This window comes from Enterobacter sp. ZOR0014, from assembly GCF_000798855.1.
Taxonomy (GTDB): Bacteria; Pseudomonadota; Gammaproteobacteria; order Enterobacterales; family Enterobacteriaceae; genus Enterobacter; species Enterobacter kobei.
Map to the genome: position 1 here is coordinate 1 of NZ_JTLF01000235.1, position 17,441 is coordinate 17,441.

Genomic DNA, 17,441 nt, shown 5'->3' on the forward strand with positions numbered 1-17,441 from the left:
GTGGGGTCTCCCCATGTGAGAGTAGGGAACTGCCAGGCATCAAATAAGTGAAAAGGCCATCCGTAAGGATGGCCTTTTTGCGTTTCTGCGCTATACAAACTAATCCCCCAACGCCCTGCTTATACGGTAAACTACCTGCGTTTTTGCATCAGGATAGCGTCTATGAACCACTCCCTTAAGCCCTGGAATACCTTTGGTATTCAACGCAATGCTAATCACATTGTCCGTGCCGATACTGCACAGCAGTTGCTGAATGCATGGCAAAGCGCAACCGAAAAAAACGAACCCGTACTGATTCTGGGCGAAGGAAGTAATGTCCTGTTTCTCGACGATTTTGCGGGAACAGTGATCGTTAACCGCATCATGGGAATTGATGTGGAAGAGCGCGCCGATAGCTGGCACTTGCACGTGGGGGCCGGAGAAAACTGGCATCACCTGGTGCAATTTACCCTTGAAAAAGGGATGCCAGGCCTGGAAAACCTTGCGCTTATTCCGGGCTGCGCTGGATCATCACCGATTCAAAACATCGGTGCCTATGGCATCGAGCTGAAACATGTCTGTGAATACGTCGACTGCATCGAACTGGCGACTGGAACGGCTAAGCGTTTAACCGCAGAACAGTGCCGTTTTGGCTACCGTGACAGTATCTTCAAACATGAATATCAGGATCGCTACGTGATTGTCGCCGTGGGCCTGCGCCTGTCGAAGAACTGGCAGCCCGTACTGACCTACGGTGATTTAACGCGTCTCGATCCGGCTACCGCCACCCCCCGCGATGTGTTTGACTCGGTTTGTCATATGCGCATGACCAAGCTTCCCGACCCGAAAGTAAATGGAAATGCCGGAAGTTTCTTCAAAAACCCGGTGATCGACAGCGAAAAGGCAAAGGTCTTCCTTGAAGGATGGCCCGCAGCACCACATTACCCTCAGGCAGATGGCAGCGTGAAGCTGGCTGCGGGATGGCTTATCGATCAATGCCAGCTTAAAGGCACTTCAGTCGGAGGCGCTGCCGTTCATCAGCAGCAGGCTCTGGTACTGATCAATCAACATGATGCGAGCAGTGATGACGTGGTCAAACTGGCTCATTATGTTCGTGAACGTGTGGGTGAAAAGTTTAACGTCTGGCTGGAGCCAGAAGTCCGCTTCATTGGCCGCACAGGTGAAGTGAATGCCGTGGAGACCATCGCGTGAAAGACAATACCATCCCGTTAACCCTGATTAGCATCCTCGCGGATGGGGAGTTTCACTCTGGCGAGCAGCTGGGTGAGCAGCTGGGCATGAGCCGTGCAGGCATTAATAAGCATATCCAGACCCTCCGCGACTGGGGTGTCGATGTCTTTACCGTTCCGGGAAAAGGGTACAGCCTGCCGGAACCCATTCAATTGCTGAATGAAGATGTGATTCGTAGCCAGATTGGGCACGGCAATGTTGCGGTGCTGCCGGTGATTGACTCAACGAACCAGTATCTTCTGGATCGTCTGCCTGAACTGAAATCCGGCGATGCCTGCGTTGCAGAGTATCAGCAGGCCGGGCGTGGTCGCCGAGGGCGAAAATGGTTCTCGCCCTTTGGTGCCAACCTCTACCTGTCCATGTACTGGCGACTCGATCAGGGCCCTGCCGCAGCGATTGGCCTGAGTCTGGTCATCGGGATTGTCATGGCAGAGGTGCTACACGATCTGGGCGCCGATCGGGTGCGTGTTAAATGGCCTAACGATCTTTACCTGAACGATCGTAAACTTGCCGGTATTCTGGTCGAACTGACGGGAAAAACGGGCGATGCGGCGCAAATCGTGATTGGCGCGGGCCTCAATATGGTGATGCGTAACGTACAAAACGATGTGGTCAACCAGGCCTGGACGAATCTCCAGGAGGCGGGGATCGTCATCGATCGTAACATCCTTGCCGTGCGTATGATTAAAGAGTTGCGCAGTTCACTGACGCTTTTTGAACAGGAAGGACTCGCAACGTTCCTGTCTCGTTGGGAAAAACTGGACAACTTCATCAATCGCCCGGTGAAATTACTGATTGGTGATAAAGAGATCTACGGCATTTCCCGCGGGATTGACGCTCAGGGCGCGTTGCTCCTGGAACAGGATGGCGTGATCAAGCCCTGGATGGGCGGTGAGATTTCACTGCGAAGTGCCGAATAACCGAATGGGGTGAATGATGCGAAAACCCGTCTGCGCGACCCTGGCTGTGATGATGAGTTTGCTGTTCTCTCCTCTCTCGCAGGCGAGTCAGGCCTGGGAGAGTTACAAGGCGCGCTTTTTTAAACCGGAAGGCCGCATTGTTGATACCGGCAACGGTGACGTTTCGCATACGGAAGGTCAGGGTTTCGCCATGTTAATGGCGGTGGCTAACGACGATAAAGCCACGTTCGATAAGCTCTGGCAATGGACCAACAGGACGCTAAAGAACAACGAAAATGGTCTGTTTTACTGGCGTTATAACCCCGCGGAGTCCAATCCGGTCGCTGATAAAAACAACGCCACAGATGGCGATGTCCTGATTGCATGGGCGTTGTTAAAAGCCGATGCGCGCTGGCATGACAAACGCTACAGCGCCGCATCGGATGCGATTACGAAAGCATTGATTGACCACAACGTAATCCGCTATGCGGGTTACCGCGTGATGCTGCCCGGCGTACAGGGATTTAAGCTTGAGAGTGAAGTGGTCCTTAATCCTTCCTATTTTGTGTTTCCGGCCTGGCAGGCCTTTGCCGGACGCAGTCATTTGCCGGTCTGGCGTGAATTGATAAAGGACGGGAAACGTCTGCTGGGAAAAATGGGATCGGGTAAAGCGAATCTACCGACAGACTGGGTTTCGCTGGCATCCGCGGGCAAGCTGACGCCGGCCAAAGGTTGGCCACCGCGAATGAGCTACGATGCGATTCGTATTCCGCTGTACATAGCCTGGTCTGATAAACAAAGCCCGCTGCTGACGCCCTGGAAAGCCTGGTTTGGTCAGTTCCCACGGGAACATACACCCGCCTGGGTTAACGTCACGACCAACGAATACGCGCCCTATATGATGGAAGGCGGTCTGCTGGCGGTCAGGGATTTAACGATGGGTCAGCCATCCGGCGAACCGGAAATCACCTCTAACGACGACTACTATTCGGCAAGTCTGAAAATGCTGGTATGGATTTCAGCGCAACAATAACGCACTGACATCCCCCTCTCCCCACAGGGGAGAGGGGGAAATCCTTTATTGCGGATACGGTACCCAATCTCCGCCGTTCAGACGAACGTACGGTTTGTTCTGGTACTGAATCACAACAGCATTCGCGTTTTCGGAGACCTCTGCCGTTTGCGGCAGGTTGCTGGTGAGCTGATTCCAGTTCACGCTATCTTCCACAAACAGCTTCCCGTCCACGGCACGGGCAACCAGTTCTGAAATTGCCAGATAGCTGGTTGGCTGTGTAATCTCAATCGGCGCGCCCTGGTGCGGAGCCTTCATACCAAAGAATTTAATGCCCGCAGGCACGTTGGTAATGGACGGGCTTGGAATATCACGCAGACCTGACACCTGCATTCTGTCGCCTTTCAGCGCGCCACCGTGTTCAGGCACGACAACCACCATCACTTTACGGCCTGATTTTTCCAGCTCAGTGAAGAACGCATCCAGCTCGTCGAAGAATTTCTGCGCACGCACTTTATAATCTGCCGTTTTGCTCACGCCCGGGAAGTGGTTACCGTCGTGAAGCGGCAGGGTGTTAAAGAACGTCGCACTGCGCGGGTTGCTGTCTTTTTCGATGGTTTGCAGCCAGCGCTGCAGTACGGCTGTATCGTCGTAAACAGGTGAACCGTCGAAGCCGAGCAGAGTAACGGGAAGCCCGGTTTGATCCATCAGCGGCGCCTGCATGCCACCCTGTTCACGCACCTCTTTCAGGAAGTTACCGAACTGGCCGTTATGTCCCAGCATCAGATGCTGCGTAAAGCCCAGCTTCGCGAGGTTATCGAACAGATAACACTGATTCCCTGCCGGCTGGTACAGGTTTTTATGCGATGTCTGACCGCAGCTTGCACGCAGCAGGCGAATCGCTGCCGGGCCGCTGTATGAGGTGGCAGAGTTGAAATCTTTAAACTGGATATCGAAATGAGACCACAGTGGGTGAGACATTAATCCGGCTGCATCCACATCGGCCCAGGAGAGGGAACAGATGTTAATCACCAGCAGCTCAAACGGTTGAGCATCTGCCGGCAGTGCATCCGGGAATTTCGTCTGTCGCTTATCTTCTGCGGTATAGAAGCTGGAAAGCCACGCATTGAGGTTGGTGGAGGTCGGCGGTGCGGTCTGGGTTGGAATATCACCTACCACAGGCGTATCGCCTGCCGTGGTAACAGTAGCCGCTGCGCTTCCACCCGTGGTGGTCACCGTGGTGGTTGGTTGACCGGCAGGCCACAGGGAGAAGTCCGGTCCTGCCAGCGTCAGCACGTTAAGCCAGATCATAATGGCGACAACAAACACCGTGACGCGGATCCACTGCGACAGGAACAGCCAGGCCACTAGCAGGACAAAGATAGCGCCAATCATCTGCCAGTTAATAAAGCGCTCAACCAGATCAAGCATGTAGTCTGCACTGAAGCCCGCGACCTGTGACCCCTGGCTCATTATGCTGTCCGGACCCGGTAGCCAGGTATCGTGCCAGAACAGCGCAAAGCCGACGGGGATGGCTACCCAGTGACGTAAACGATGCAGCCTGATATTCGGCAACGGCATCAGCAGGAAGGCCATAAAGACCAGGTTAAGCAGGGGATGGAAATTCAGATAGCCTGCCCAGAGCAAACCAAACTTCACCAGAAAGTAAAAGTTCCAGCCGGAAAGGCCGCGCCAGTATTGCCAGAGCGGCGAGGGTGACGAAGCGGTATAGGTAGAATTAGTCATGTTTTCGGTCTGCCTTGACGTGTGATGCCCGTGTCAGTGTTCCGGCTGGTTTTACATAGCGAGGTTTTATAAACATCACTCTGGCCGTATCACGGATACGACGTATGGAATGGCGCGCATAGTAGCCAAGCGGGAAAAAGATCAGCGCACAGAATACGACCAGTTGAATAATATCGCTGATATTCATGATGTTACGTTCTCCCCATTCTCGGTTAATAAGCGATGGGGTTCCGGAACCCGACGCCAGACATGACCGTCATGTCTGGCATTGAGAATCGGTTTTGCATCGCTGGTGATCGCCAGCGGTTTAACCCATTGTTCAGGCTGAAGTGCGCGCATCTGCACCAGCTCCGCGCTGATAGCATTATCTTCGAACCAGATCATACGGTTTGAGAAAATATCCCCGGTAGGCAGGGGAAAGATGTGGTTAAGCGCGGTATCAAGATCGTTCACCCGGCAGAAGGACAAAAATAGCACCAGGCGATTGTCGCCAATGGTCATGATGTCCCCTGTACGATTCGGACGACATAAGGTGAGAGCCTGTTCAACGCGGATACCCGGAACAGGACGCAGGGCAACCATCACCCCTTTCCCGTCCGCAGGAAGTAGCGTGTTGCTCATCATATTGCCGACGGCGTCGCAGAAGTTATCCCATTTCTGGTATCCGCGCAGCTTCATCGGCTGCGTCATGGAGAGCAAGGTGGAAATGTCTTCCGGCACATGGCGGCTGAACTGCTGGCCCTGAACGCTTTCGATTAGCGTCAGGCAGCGTGACAGCGGCGCATTCCATGGAACAACCATATTTGCTCCGCAGCCAAGCAGCAGACGCTCATCGGTGGCGCGCAGGCTGGTATTGTTTTCCCGCACCACAATTTTTAATGCGCTGCCGCGCTGGCGACGTAAGGTATGAATTTGTCTCGCCAGCGTCTCAATCTGGTTATTTTGCATCAACGAGAAAACAAGGGTTGCCGCCTGGGTTGTACGAGCTTCATGAAAAAGCGCTTCGTTAGACTCAAACAGCGACCAGTTTTCCGACAGCGCGGGCGCGCCCTCTAAAACCGCAATATGGCTCAGGATGCGTTTTTCATCACTGCGCGGCTGCACAACCGTTTCTTCCTGCTGTGCCAGGTGCCATTTCCCCTCACTCTGTTTCAGGGTCAGCTGTTGCCTGGCGCTCACGCCTTTTTCATTACACCAGAAAGCAATATCGTAGAGATAGCTGCCTACCTGGTCACGCAGACTGGCCAGACCGAACAGGGAGCGATATTCACCCATTAAAAGTGAAAACAACTTGTCATTATTACTGCCGGGATTGACGACCAATAGCGTGCAATTTTGAAATTTTGCCCATTTATTGATTTTTTCCAGCCACGGCAGCAGTTTTTCAGCAGGGATATTTTGCAGGACGTTATTTGCGCATTTAAGAATCACTAAATAGTGATCCGGATCAATGGAGCACTGAACGTCGCGGGACAAAAAGTATAGACTATCCACTTCTGCTGACATGGAAAATAAGCGCACGGTTTGCGGTCCGTCGTCACTTTCCAGCGTGATAATTTTCTTCGGCTCTTCGCCCATGCTAATGACAGCCACGCGGGAATCCTTATCCTGGGCGGCAATTGTCTGGTTTACCAGACTGATGGCATCTTCATTACGGTCGGTATTAATCCACCAGACTCCACCGACTGGCATGTGGCTCAATTCGTCCCATAATGACTGGATGCCAATAGAAAATATGGAGTCCACGGTGTCCCTCTTTTCGTCTAATTTATCTGTATCTCAGTTTACTAGCGAAAGCGTAGAAATAAACCTAACATTGAAATTAAAGAACATCAGATTTAGCATGTAAATGAAATTTGTCAGGGCAGGACGCCCCGCAACTTCTGAGCGTGCGATTTTCCTCAAAGGGATGGCAGAAAAATGGATAATAACGAACCCGGAACCCCAGTCGACTCGACCCTGGGCTATACATTCCAAAACGATTTTCTGGCGCTGACGCAGGCCTTTTCTTTACCTGAAATAGATTACACCGATATTTCCCAGCGGGAACAGTTGGCCGCGGCTATTAAACGCTGGCCATTATTAGCTGAATTCGCCCATCAACAATAAGGGAGCCATTGATGGCCATACTCGGATTACAGGGTGTCCGTGGCGGTGTGGGTACCACATCCGTTACCGCGGCGCTGGCGTGGTCATTACAGCTTTTAGGTGAATCGGTGTTGGTGATTGACGCCTGCGCCGATAATTTGCTGCGTATGTCGTTCAACGTCGACTTCACTCGTGAAGCGGGTTGGGCACGCGCGTTGCTTGATGATAAAGACTGGCGGGATGCAGGGCTGCGCTATACCTCTCAGCTTGATTTACTGCCTTTTGGTCAGCTCACCACCACCGAACGTGAGAATGAAGCCGCTTATCAGCGGTTGTTTTCGCAGTTCACGCTTGCATTGCAAAGTCTGAAAGAAAAAGGCCACTACCAGTGGATCCTGGTGGATCTGCCGCACGGCGCCGGGACGTTAACCCGGCAGCTTATCGCGCAGTGCGATCATGTTCTCTCCATCGTCAACGTGGATGCAAATTGCCATATTCGTCTGCATCAACAGGGGCTGCCGCAGAATGCGCACCTCCTGATTAACGACTTACGCATCGGGAGCCAGATCCAGGACGATCTCTACCAGGTCTGGCTACAGAGTCAGCGTCGCCTGCTACCCATTGTGATTCACCGGGATGAAGGAATGGCAGAATCCCTGGCCTCCAAGCAGCCGCTCGGCGAGTACCGCAGCGATTCCCTGGCGGCAGAGGAGATCCTCACGCTGGCTAACTGGTGTCTGCTGAACTTCGCCAACGCGGCGGAGCCGGCAGGGAGTTCGGTATGAGTCGACTCGCCAGTTGGTTCCTTATCCCGCCGGTTAATGCGCGTCTGAGCGAACGCTACCGACATTTTCGTCGGCATGGTGCGTCGGCATTCAGTGCCGCGCTTGGCTGTTTCTGGATGATTATGGCCTGGATGTTCATTCCGCTTGAACATCCGCGCTGGCAGCGCATACGTGCGCACCATAATGAATTATATCCACACATTAACCCTGACCGGCCGCGGCCTTTGGATCCGGCGCGTTATCTCATTCAGGCCGTCTGGCTGGTCGTCACCTCGTCACAGCGAGAACGCCAGACGCCGCACTGGCGCAGTTTCTCCCGCGTTCAACAGCTGCGCGAGCGCTATCACCAGTGGCTGGATAAATTGCCTGACAGCGTGACCGACAAAACCAGCCATCTGGATAATCAAAAAGAGCTCGGACACCTCCACCCGGGCCTGCGGCGTTTTATCCTCGGCGTGATTGTCGTGTTCTCACTGATTCTGGCGCTGGTCTGTATTACGCAACCCTTCAATCCCCTGGCGCAGTTCACCTTCCTGATCCTGCTGTGGGGCGTGGCGTTGCTGGTGCGTCGTATTCCGGGCCGCTTCTCGGCGCTGATGCTGATTGTGCTGTCGCTGACCGTTTCCTGCCGCTATATCTGGTGGCGTTACACCTCAACGCTGAACTGGGACGACCCGGTGAGTCTGGTCTGCGGTCTGATTCTGCTGTTTGCCGAAACCTATGCCTGGATTGTGCTGGTGTTGGGGTATTTCCAGGTCATCTGGCCGCTCAATCGCCAGCCCGTACCGCTGCCGAAGGACACCACGACGTGGCCGACTGTCGATCTCTTCGTCCCAACCTACAACGAAGACCTGAGCGTGGTGAAAAACACCATTTATGCTGCGCTCGGCATCGACTGGCCGAAAGATAAACTCAAGGTCTGGATCCTGGATGACGGCAACCGCCCAGCGTTCCGCCAGTTCGCGGAAGAGGTCGGCGTCGAATACATCGCCCGTCCGACGCACGAACATGCAAAAGCCGGTAACATCAATAACGCGCTGAAGTATGCTACCGGGGAGTTTGTCTCGATCTTTGACTGCGACCACGTACCTACGCGATCGTTCCTGCAGATGACCATGGGCTGGTTCCTGAAAGAGAAAGAGCTGGCGATGATGCAGACGCCGCACCACTTCTTCTCGCCGGACCCGTTTGAACGCAACCTTGGCCGTTTCCGTAAGACCCCGAACGAAGGCACGCTGTTCTATGGTCTGGTGCAGGACGGTAACGACATGTGGGACGCCACGTTCTTCTGCGGCTCCTGTGCGGTTATCCGCCGTAAACCGCTGGATGAAATTGGCGGTATTGCCGTCGAAACGGTGACTGAAGATGCGCACACCTCGTTGCGTCTGCACCGTCGGGGTTATACCTCGGCCTATATGCGTATTCCTCAGGCCGCCGGTCTGGCGACGGAATCGCTCTCGGCGCACATTGGTCAGCGTATTCGCTGGGCGCGCGGCATGGTGCAGATTTTCCGTCTCGATAATCCACTGATAGGGAAAGGGCTCAAGCTGGCGCAGCGTCTCTGCTACGTCAACGCGATGTTCCACTTCTTATCCGGCATCCCGCGGCTGATCTTCCTGACCGCGCCGCTGGCGTTTCTGCTCCTTCACGCCTATATCATCTACGCCCCGGCGCTGATGATTGCGCTGTTTGTTCTGCCGCACATGATCCACGCGAGCCTGACGAACTCGAAGATTCAGGGTAAATATCGCCATTCCTTCTGGAGTGAAATCTACGAAACGGTGCTGGCCTGGTACATTGCGCCGCCAACGATGGTGGCGCTGATCAACCCGCATAAAGGGAAATTCAACGTCACCGCGAAGGGGGGGCTGGTGGAAGAGGAGTACGTCGACTGGGTGATCTCCCGTCCGTATATCTTCCTGGTGTTGCTGAACATCGTTGGCGTCATCGCCGGTATCTGGCGTTACTTCTACGGCCCTGAAAATGAAATCCTGACCGTCTTTGTGAGTATGGCCTGGGTCTTCTACAACCTGATTATTCTTGGCGGCGCGGTGGCGGTGTCGGTGGAGAGTAAACAGGTTCGTCGCGCGCATCGCGTTGAAATCTGCATGCCCGCGGCGATTGCCCGTGAAGATGGTCACCTCTTCTCCTGTACCGTGCACGACTTCTCTGACGGTGGTCTGGGGATCAAAATCAACGGCCAGGCGAAAGTGCTGGAAGGGCAAAAAGTTAACCTGCTGCTTAAGCGTGGCCAGCAGGAGTATGTCTTCCCGACGCAGGTAGCGCGTGTGGCGGGCAATGAAGTCGGTCTGCAACTGATGCCGTTGACCAAAAAGCAACACATTGATTTTGTGCAGTGTACGTTTGCCCGTGCGGATACATGGGCTCTCTGGCAGGACAGCTTCCCGGAAGATAAACCTCTGGAAAGCCTGCTGGATATTCTGAAGCTGGGGTTCCGTGGCTATCGTCACCTTGCAGAATTTGCCCCGTCGTCGGTGAAATTAATTTTCCGGTCACTTACTTCGCTGGTTTCCTGGGTCGTATCGTTCATTCCTCGTCGTCCTGAGCGGGATGAGGCGAAGCAGGCGGACCCGGTTATGGCTCAACAATGATGATAACGCGATGAAAACAAAACTTTCCTGGTTATGTGCAGTGGCAATGGGGATGAGTGCGCTCCCCGCAACAATGGCTAACGCAGAGCCTGATAACGCAGCGGCAACGCCTGCGCCAACAGTGCCTGTGGTCGCGCAGGCAACCGATCCGGTTATTACTGCCGCGCCCGGTCAAACAGAAAATGTCATTCCGAACCAGCCAACGGAGGGGAACACTCTACCCGCCGAGAACCCGGTTATCGGACAGGTGATGCCGGGTGTTCGGGGGGCGAATGCGCCCGTTGTCGCGGAAAATGCCCCGTCACGCGACGTCAAGCTGACCTTCGCGCAAATCGCGCCGCCGCCGGGCAGCATGGTGTTGCGCGGCATCAATCCTAATGGCGGCATTGAATTTGGCATGCGCAGCGATGAAGTCGTCTCGAATGCCGTGCTGAACCTTGAATATACCCCGTCGCCGTCCCTGCTGCCGACCCAGTCTCAGTTGAAGGTTTACCTGAACGATGAGCTGATGGACGTACTGCCGGTTACCAAAGAACAACTGGGTAAGAAAACGCAGGCGCAGGTGCCGATTAACCCGCTGTTCATTACCGACTTTAACCGCATTCGTCTGGAGTTTGTGGGTCACTACCGCGATGTCTGTGAAAACCCGGCCAGCAACACGCTGTGGATGGACATCGGGCGTAACTCCTCGCTGCAGATGACCTATCAGTCCCTGGCGCTGAAGAACGATCTCTCCGCCTTCCCGGTGCCGTTCTTCGATCCTCGTGATAACCGTCCGCTCACGCTGCCGATGGTGTTTGCGTCGTCCCCGGACGTAACCGAGCAGCTGGCGGCCACCATTGTGGCTTCCTGGTTTGGTTCGCGTTCCGGCTGGCGCGGTCAGAATTTCCCGGTGATGTATGACAAAATGCCGGACAGAAACGCGATTGTATTTGCCACTAACGCGAAACGTCCTGCCTTCCTGCGCGATCATCCTGAAGTCAAAGCGCCAACCATTGAGATGGTCAGCCACCCGGATAACCCGTACGTGAAGCTGCTGGTGGTCTTTGGTCGTGACGATAAAGATCTGGTCCAGGCGGCAAAAGCGATTGCCCAGGGCAACGTTCTTTTCCGCGGCAACAGCGTCGTGGTGGACGAGGTCAAGCCGCTGCTGGCGCGTAAACCTTATGATGCGCCAAACTGGGTGCGTACCGACCGTGTCGTGACGTTTGGTGAGCTGAAAACCTATGAAGAGCAGCTGCAGGCGTCCGGGCTTGAACCCTCGCCAATTAGCCTGTCACTGAACCTGCCGCCGGATCTGTACCTGCTGCGTACCAACGGCATCGATATCAATCTTAACTACCGTTATACCGCGCCGGCGACGAAAGACAGCTCGCGCATGGATATCAGCCTGAATAACCAGTTCCTGCAATCGTTCAGCCTGCAGAGTACCCAGGACACTAACCGACTGATGCTTCGCCTGCCGGTGCTGCAGGGGCTGCTGGACGGTAAAACGGATGTCTCCATTCCGGCACTGAAGCTTGGGGCAATCAACCAGCTGCGTTTTGACTTCCAGTACATGAACCCGATGCCTGGCGGTTCGGTGGATAACTGCATCACCTTCCAGCAGGTTCAGAACCACGTTGTCATCGGCGATGAGTCGACCATCGACTTCTCGAAGTACTATCACTTCCTGGCGATGCCGGATCTGCGCGCCTTTGCTAATGCAGGCTTCCCGTTCAGCCGCATGGCCGATCTCTCTGAGTCCATCGTTGTGATGCCAAAAGCGCCAAACGAAGGTCAGGTGACAACCCTGCTTGGTACCATAGCAACCGTTGGGGCCCAGACGGGATTGCCGGCAATTAACGTCACGTTGACGGACGATGGCAGCCAGATCCAGAACAAAGATGCTGACATCATGGTCATCGGTACGATTCCGGATAAGCTGAAGGATGATAAGCGTATCGATCTGCTGGTGAAAGCCACGGAGTCCTGGGTTAACACCCCGCTGCGCCAGACCGATTTCCCGAGCATCATGCCGGATGCGAACGATCGCCAGGCCAGCGCGCAGACGGCCGTCACCTCTCAGGGGGCGATGGCTGCGGTAGTGGGCTTCCAGTCACCTTATAACGATCAGCGTAGCGTGGTGGCGCTTCTGGCGGACAGCCCGCGTGGCTATGAACTGCTGAATACGGCGATGAACGACAGTGGTAAACGTGCCGCGATGTTTGGCTCTGTGTCGGTGATCCGTGAGTCCGGCGTCAACAGCCTGCGCGTGGGTGATGTGTACTACGTCGGCCATCTGCCGTGGTTCGAACGCCTGTGGTATGCGCTGTCTAACCATCCGGTTCTGCTCGCCATCCTGGCCGCGGTCAGCGTGATCTTGCTGGCATGGGTGCTGTGGCGTCTGCTGCGTATCATCAGCCGTCGTCGCCTCAACCCGGATGAGTAAGATGTGATGAAAGCCTTTCGCTGGTGTGCAGTAGCAGCGTTGATGCTGGCGGCGCTTCCTCTTCGCGCCGCCTGTACCTGGCCTGCTTGGGAGCAGTTCAAAAAGGATTACATCAGCGAGGGCGGGCGCGTCATTGATCCCAGTGACACGCGCAAAATTACGACGTCGGAAGGGCAAAGCTATGCGTTGTTCTTTGCTCTGGCCGCCAACGATCGCCGCGCGTTTGAGCAAATACTGACATGGACGCGCGATAACCTTGCCGGCGGCAATCTCAACGACCATCTCCCTGCCTGGCTCTGGGGGCAGAAAGACAAAGAAAACTGGGCGGTGATTGATACCAACTCCGCCTCAGATGCCGATGTCTGGATCGCCTGGTCACTGCTTGAAGCGGGCCGGTTATGGAAACATCCGGACTACACCCGCACGGGTAAGGCGCTGTTGAAACGCATTGCCGGTGAGGAAGTGGTGAAAGTACCAGGGCTCGGCGCCATGCTGCTTCCGGGTAAAGTCGGTTTTGCTGATGAAAACGCCTGGCGCTTTAACCCCAGCTATCTTCCTCCGCAGTTAGCAAGCTATTTCACCCGCTTTGGTGCCCCGTGGACCACGCTTCGTGAAACGAATCTGCGACTGCTGCTGGAAAGCGCGCCAAAGGGGTTCTCGCCGGACTGGGTGCAGTATCAGAAAAACAGAGGCTGGAAGTTAAAGCAGGATAAAGCGCTGGTAGGGGGCTACGACGCTATTCGTGTCTATCTTTGGGTGGGCATGATGAGTGATAAAGATCCTCAGAAAGCCCGATTGCTGACGCGCTTCCAGCCGATGGCGGCAAAAACAATGAAACAGGGCGTGCCGCCGGAAAAAGTGGACGTGGCGACGGGTAAACGCACCGGCAATGGTCCGGTCGGGTTCTCTGCCGCCATGCTGCCGTTTTTACAACAGCGCGATGCTCAGGCGGTTCAGCGCCAGCGCGTTGCAGACCATTTTCCCGATAACAACGCCTATTACAGCTATGTACTGACTCTCTTTGGTCAGGGATGGGATCAGCATCGTTTTCGCTTCACCGCTAAAGGTGACTTAATACCGGATTGGGGCCAGGAATGCGCAAGTTCACAGTAAATTTACTCACTTTATCGCTTGGGCTGGCACTGATGCCGCTGGCGCAGGCCGTTAACTCTCCGCAGCAGAAACAGCTGCTGGAGCAGGTTCGGCTGGGCGAGTCGACACAGCGTGAGGATTTGGTTCGTCAGTCGCTCTATCGTCTTGAACTGATTGATCCGAACAACCCTGATGTTATTGCCGCCCGTTTTCGTTACCTGCTGCGCCAGGGCGATACCGCCGGTGCGCAAAAAGAGCTGGATCGCCTGAAAGGGATCGCTCCAGGCTCCAGCGCGTATCAGTCCTCACGCAATACGATGCTGCTTTCCACCCCGGATGGCCGACAGCAGTTACAGCAGGCGCGCTTGCTCGCCACGACAGGGCACACTCAGGAGGCGATTGCCGCCTATGACAAGCTCTTTGACGGCAACCCGCCGGGTGGCGACGTGGCGACGGAATACTGGAATGTGGTGGCGAAAGATCCTGCCCGCCGCAATGCGGCCATTAACCAGCTGAAAAAAATTAACAGCAGCAGCCCCGGTAATACGCAGCTGCAGACGACGCTTTCCCAGCTCCTGTTCCAGAGCGGGCGCCGTGATGAGGGCTTTGCGGTCCTGCGGGAGATGGCTAAATCGACCGGCGGCCGCAGCCAGGCGTCTGACATGTGGTATGAGCAGATCAAAGACCAGCCTGCCAGCAGCGCCAGCGTCAGCGCGTTGCAAAAATACCTGAGCGTTTTCAGCGACGGCGATAGCGTCGTGGCGGCGCGTGCCCAGCTTGAAGCGCAGCAAAAACAGCTCGCAGACCCGGCCTTCCGGGCGAAAGCGGAAGGTCTGGCGGCAGTGGATGCCGGGCAGGGGAGTAAGGCGGTTGCGGAGCTGCAAAAAGCCGTCAGCGCCAACCATGCTGACAGTGAAGCGGTGGGTGCCCTGGGACAGGCTTATTCCCAGAAAGGCGATCGTGCCCGCGCGGTGGCGCAGTTCGAAAAGGCCATAGCCCTCGACCCGCAGAGCGATAACCGGGGTAAATGGGACAGTTTGCTGAAGGTCAACCGCTACTGGCTGCTGATCCAGCAGGGCGATGCGGCGCTCAAGGCGAATAACCCGTCACAGGCGGAACGTTACTATCAGCAGGCACGTAACATCGACAATACCGACAGTTACGCGGTGCTGGGCCTGGGTGATGCCGCGGCGGCACGTAAAGATAACGATGCGGCGGAGCGTTATTATCGTCAGGCGTTGCGTATGGACAGCGGTAACAGCAATGCGGTTCGCGGTCTGGCCAATATTTACCGCGCACAGTCACCGGAGAAAGCCTCGCAGTTTATCCAGTCGCTTTCTGCCAGCCAGCGCCGGAGCATTGATGATATTGAACGTAGCCTGACTAACGAGCAACTGTCTGCCCAGGCCGAACAGCTGGAGAATCAGGGGAAATACGCCCAGGCAGCAGAAATACAGCGCCGCCGTCTGGCGCTCTCGCCAGGCGACGTCTGGATAACGTATCGTCTCTCGCGCGATCTCTACAGCGCGGGCCAGCGTAGCCAGGCGGACACCCTGATGCGCCAGCTTGCCAGCCAGAAACCGTCTGACCCGGATCAGGTGTATGCCAACGGGCTCTATCTCTCCGGGAACAATCAGGACCGGGCCGCGCTGGCGCATCTGGATACGCTGCCGCGTAGCCAGTGGAATGGCAACATTCAGGAACTGGCCGACCGTCTGCAAAGTAACCAGGTGCTGGAAACCGCCAACCGCCTGCGCGACAGCGGTAAAGAGCAGGAGGCGGAAAACCTTCTGCGTCAGCAGCCGACCTCTACCCGTATCGACTTAACGCTGGCCGACTGGGCGCAGCAGCGTGGCGATCTGGAATCGGCGAAAACCACGTACAACGCCGTCCTGCAGCGTGAGCCGCAGAACGAGGACGCGATCCTCGGTCTGACCGAGATTTATAGCGCGCAAGGTAACAAGGACGCTGCGCGTGCCGAGCTGGCGAAACTGCCTGCCGCGCAGAATGGCGAACCGTTATCCCTCAATATGCAGCGTCGGATCGCGATGGCGCAGGCGGGGCTGGGCGATTCCGCCGCCGCAGAGCAAACCTTCAACAACATCATTCCGCAGGCCAAATCGCAGCCTGCCTCAATGGAAAATGCGCTGGTGTTACGTGATGCCGCGCGCTTCCAGGCGCAGAACGGTCAGCCTCAGCAAGCGCTGGAGACGTATAAAGACGCGATGGTGTCATCAGGCATCACGACGACCCGTCCGGTGGACAACGACAGTTTCACCCGTCTGACGCGTAACGATGAAAAAGATGACTGGCTGAAGCGCGGCGTACGGAGTGACGCCGGTGATTTGTACCGTCAGCAGGATGTTAACGTCACGCTGCAGCACGATTACTGGGGCTCCAGCGGCACGGGGGGCTATTCCGATCTGAAAGCCCATACCACCATGCTCCAGGTCGATGCCCCGCTCTCTGATGGCCGCATGTTCTTCAGAAGCGATTTGGTCAATATGGACGCCGGTTCATTTGATAACAATAACGGTACGTACGACCCTAAATGGGGGACCTGCTACGAAACACCGTGTAGCGGCAGCACCCATCAGAGTGACAGTGGCGCCAGCGTCGCCGTCGGCTGGCAGAATAAAACCTGGTCGATGGATATTGGTACCACCCCGATGGGCTTTGACGTCGTCGACGTGGTGGGCGGCCTGAGCTACAGCAGCGATCTGGGTCCCATCGGTTATACCGTCAATGCCCATCGTCGGCCAATCTCCAGTTCACTGCTGGCCTTCGCCGGGCAGAAAGATACCAATACCGGCACCACCTGGGGCGGCGTACGTGCGACCGGGGGTGGCGTAAGCATCAGCTATGACAAAGGTGAGGCGAACGGCGTCTGGTCAAGCCTGAACGCAGAAACGCTGACGGGTAAAAATGTGGAAGATAACTGGCGCGTCCGCTGGATGACGGGTTACTACTACAAGCTCATTAATAAAAACAACGAGCGCCTGACGGTCGGCGTCTCCAATATGCTCTGGCATTACGACAAAGACCTGAGCGGATATACCCTGGGTCAGGGCGGCTATTACAGCCCGCAGGAGTATGTCTCCTTCGCACTGCCGGTGACCTGGCGTAAACGCACGGAAAACTGGTCCTGGGAGCTGGGCGGCTCTGTCTCCTGGTCACACTCCAAAACCAAAGATGAACTGCGCTACCCGATTCAGAGTCTGATCCCGACCGATGAACCCGGCCGCTATACTGACCGGGGGGCGATGGAAACCGGCAGCAGCAGCTCCGGCACGGGTTATACCGCACGGGCGATTATCGAACGCCGGGTCACGTCCAACTGGTTTGTGGGCATGGGCGTGGATATTCAGGAAGCGAAAGACTATACCCCAAGCCATGCGCTGATTTATGTGCGTTACTCTGCCGCAGGCTGGCAGGGCGATATGGACTTACCGCCGCAGCCGCTCATTCCTTACGCGGACTGGTAATCGGATTTTCCTTAATCCATTTGTAAGTCTCTCTTAATAGCACAGCAATCGGGTATACTCA

The 17,441-nt window shown here is 55.6% G+C and carries 12 protein-coding genes; 9 read left to right on the forward strand and 3 right to left on the reverse strand.

The features are described 5' to 3' along the window. Positions 1–162 precede the first annotated feature (162 nt). Genes murB through L977_RS12245 form a run of 3 tightly spaced genes read left to right on the forward strand, consistent with a single transcriptional unit; the run spans position 163 to position 3,162 of the window. Positions 163–1,191 carry a UDP-N-acetylmuramate dehydrogenase gene (gene murB / locus L977_RS12235; protein WP_023331542.1) on the forward strand — a complete coding sequence of 343 codons (1,029 nt, stop codon included), beginning with the start codon at positions 163–165 and terminating at the stop codon, positions 1,189–1,191. Beyond that, positions 1,188–2,150 (forward strand): bifunctional biotin--[acetyl-CoA-carboxylase] ligase/biotin operon repressor BirA, encoded by a 963-nt coding sequence (gene birA / locus L977_RS12240; RefSeq protein WP_023331541.1) that lies wholly within the window; start codon positions 1,188–1,190, stop codon positions 2,148–2,150. The genes murB and birA overlap by 4 nt, the downstream gene beginning before the upstream one ends. A 16-nt stretch (positions 2,151–2,166) precedes the next feature. Next, positions 2,167–3,162 (forward strand): glycosyl hydrolase family 8, encoded by a 996-nt coding sequence (locus L977_RS12245; protein WP_047625826.1) that lies wholly within the window; start codon positions 2,167–2,169, stop codon positions 3,160–3,162. Positions 3,163–3,207: 45 nt separating this feature from the next. Here L977_RS12245 and bcsG read toward each other — a convergent pair whose 3' ends face one another. Genes bcsG through bcsE form a run of 3 tightly spaced genes read right to left on the reverse strand, consistent with a single transcriptional unit; the run spans position 3,208 to position 6,633 of the window. After that, positions 3,208–4,887, reverse strand: a complete 1,680-nt coding sequence (gene bcsG, locus L977_RS12250) for a cellulose biosynthesis protein BcsG (RefSeq protein WP_014885606.1) — start codon at positions 4,885–4,887, stop codon at positions 3,208–3,210. Next, positions 4,880–5,074, reverse strand: a complete 195-nt coding sequence (bcsF, locus tag L977_RS12255) for a cellulose biosynthesis protein BcsF (protein WP_014885605.1) — start codon at positions 5,072–5,074, stop codon at positions 4,880–4,882. The genes bcsG and bcsF overlap by 8 nt, the downstream gene beginning before the upstream one ends. Continuing rightward, positions 5,071–6,633 carry a cellulose biosynthesis c-di-GMP-binding protein BcsE gene (bcsE, locus tag L977_RS12260; protein ID WP_047625827.1) on the reverse strand — a complete coding sequence of 521 codons (1,563 nt, stop codon included), beginning with the start codon at positions 6,631–6,633 and terminating at the stop codon, positions 5,071–5,073. The genes bcsF and bcsE overlap by 4 nt, the downstream gene beginning before the upstream one ends. Positions 6,634–6,807: 174 nt before the next feature. On the opposite strand from bcsE, the gene bcsR reads away from it, so the two are divergent. From bcsR to bcsC, 6 genes are read left to right on the forward strand one after another with little or no spacing between them, the layout of a single operon-like run. After that, positions 6,808–6,996 (forward strand): cellulose biosynthesis protein BcsR, encoded by a 189-nt coding sequence (gene bcsR, locus L977_RS12265; RefSeq protein ID WP_008503237.1) that lies wholly within the window; start codon positions 6,808–6,810, stop codon positions 6,994–6,996. Positions 6,997–7,007: 11 nt separating this feature from the next. Beyond that, on the forward strand, positions 7,008–7,760 hold the full coding sequence (gene bcsQ, locus L977_RS12270) for a cellulose biosynthesis protein BcsQ (protein WP_014885603.1): 753 nt from the start codon (positions 7,008–7,010) through the stop codon (positions 7,758–7,760). Next, entirely contained in the window at positions 7,757–10,372 is a 2,616-nt protein-coding gene (gene bcsA / locus L977_RS12275) for a UDP-forming cellulose synthase catalytic subunit (protein ID WP_014885602.1), read from the forward strand. The genes bcsQ and bcsA overlap by 4 nt, the downstream gene beginning before the upstream one ends. Before the next feature lie 10 nt (positions 10,373–10,382). Beyond that, positions 10,383–12,803 carry a cellulose biosynthesis cyclic di-GMP-binding regulatory protein BcsB gene (gene bcsB / locus L977_RS12280; protein ID WP_052192625.1) on the forward strand — a complete coding sequence of 807 codons (2,421 nt, stop codon included), beginning with the start codon at positions 10,383–10,385 and terminating at the stop codon, positions 12,801–12,803. A gap of 6 nt (positions 12,804–12,809) precedes the next feature. After that, positions 12,810–13,916 carry a cellulose synthase complex periplasmic endoglucanase BcsZ gene (gene bcsZ / locus L977_RS12285; protein ID WP_047625829.1) on the forward strand — a complete coding sequence of 369 codons (1,107 nt, stop codon included), beginning with the start codon at positions 12,810–12,812 and terminating at the stop codon, positions 13,914–13,916. Beyond that, positions 13,898–17,380, forward strand: coding sequence for a cellulose synthase complex outer membrane protein BcsC (gene bcsC, locus L977_RS12290; protein WP_047625830.1), 3,483 nt, complete (start codon positions 13,898–13,900; stop codon positions 17,378–17,380). Before bcsZ ends, bcsC begins: the two co-directional genes overlap by 19 nt. Positions 17,381–17,441: the final 61 nt, after the last annotated feature.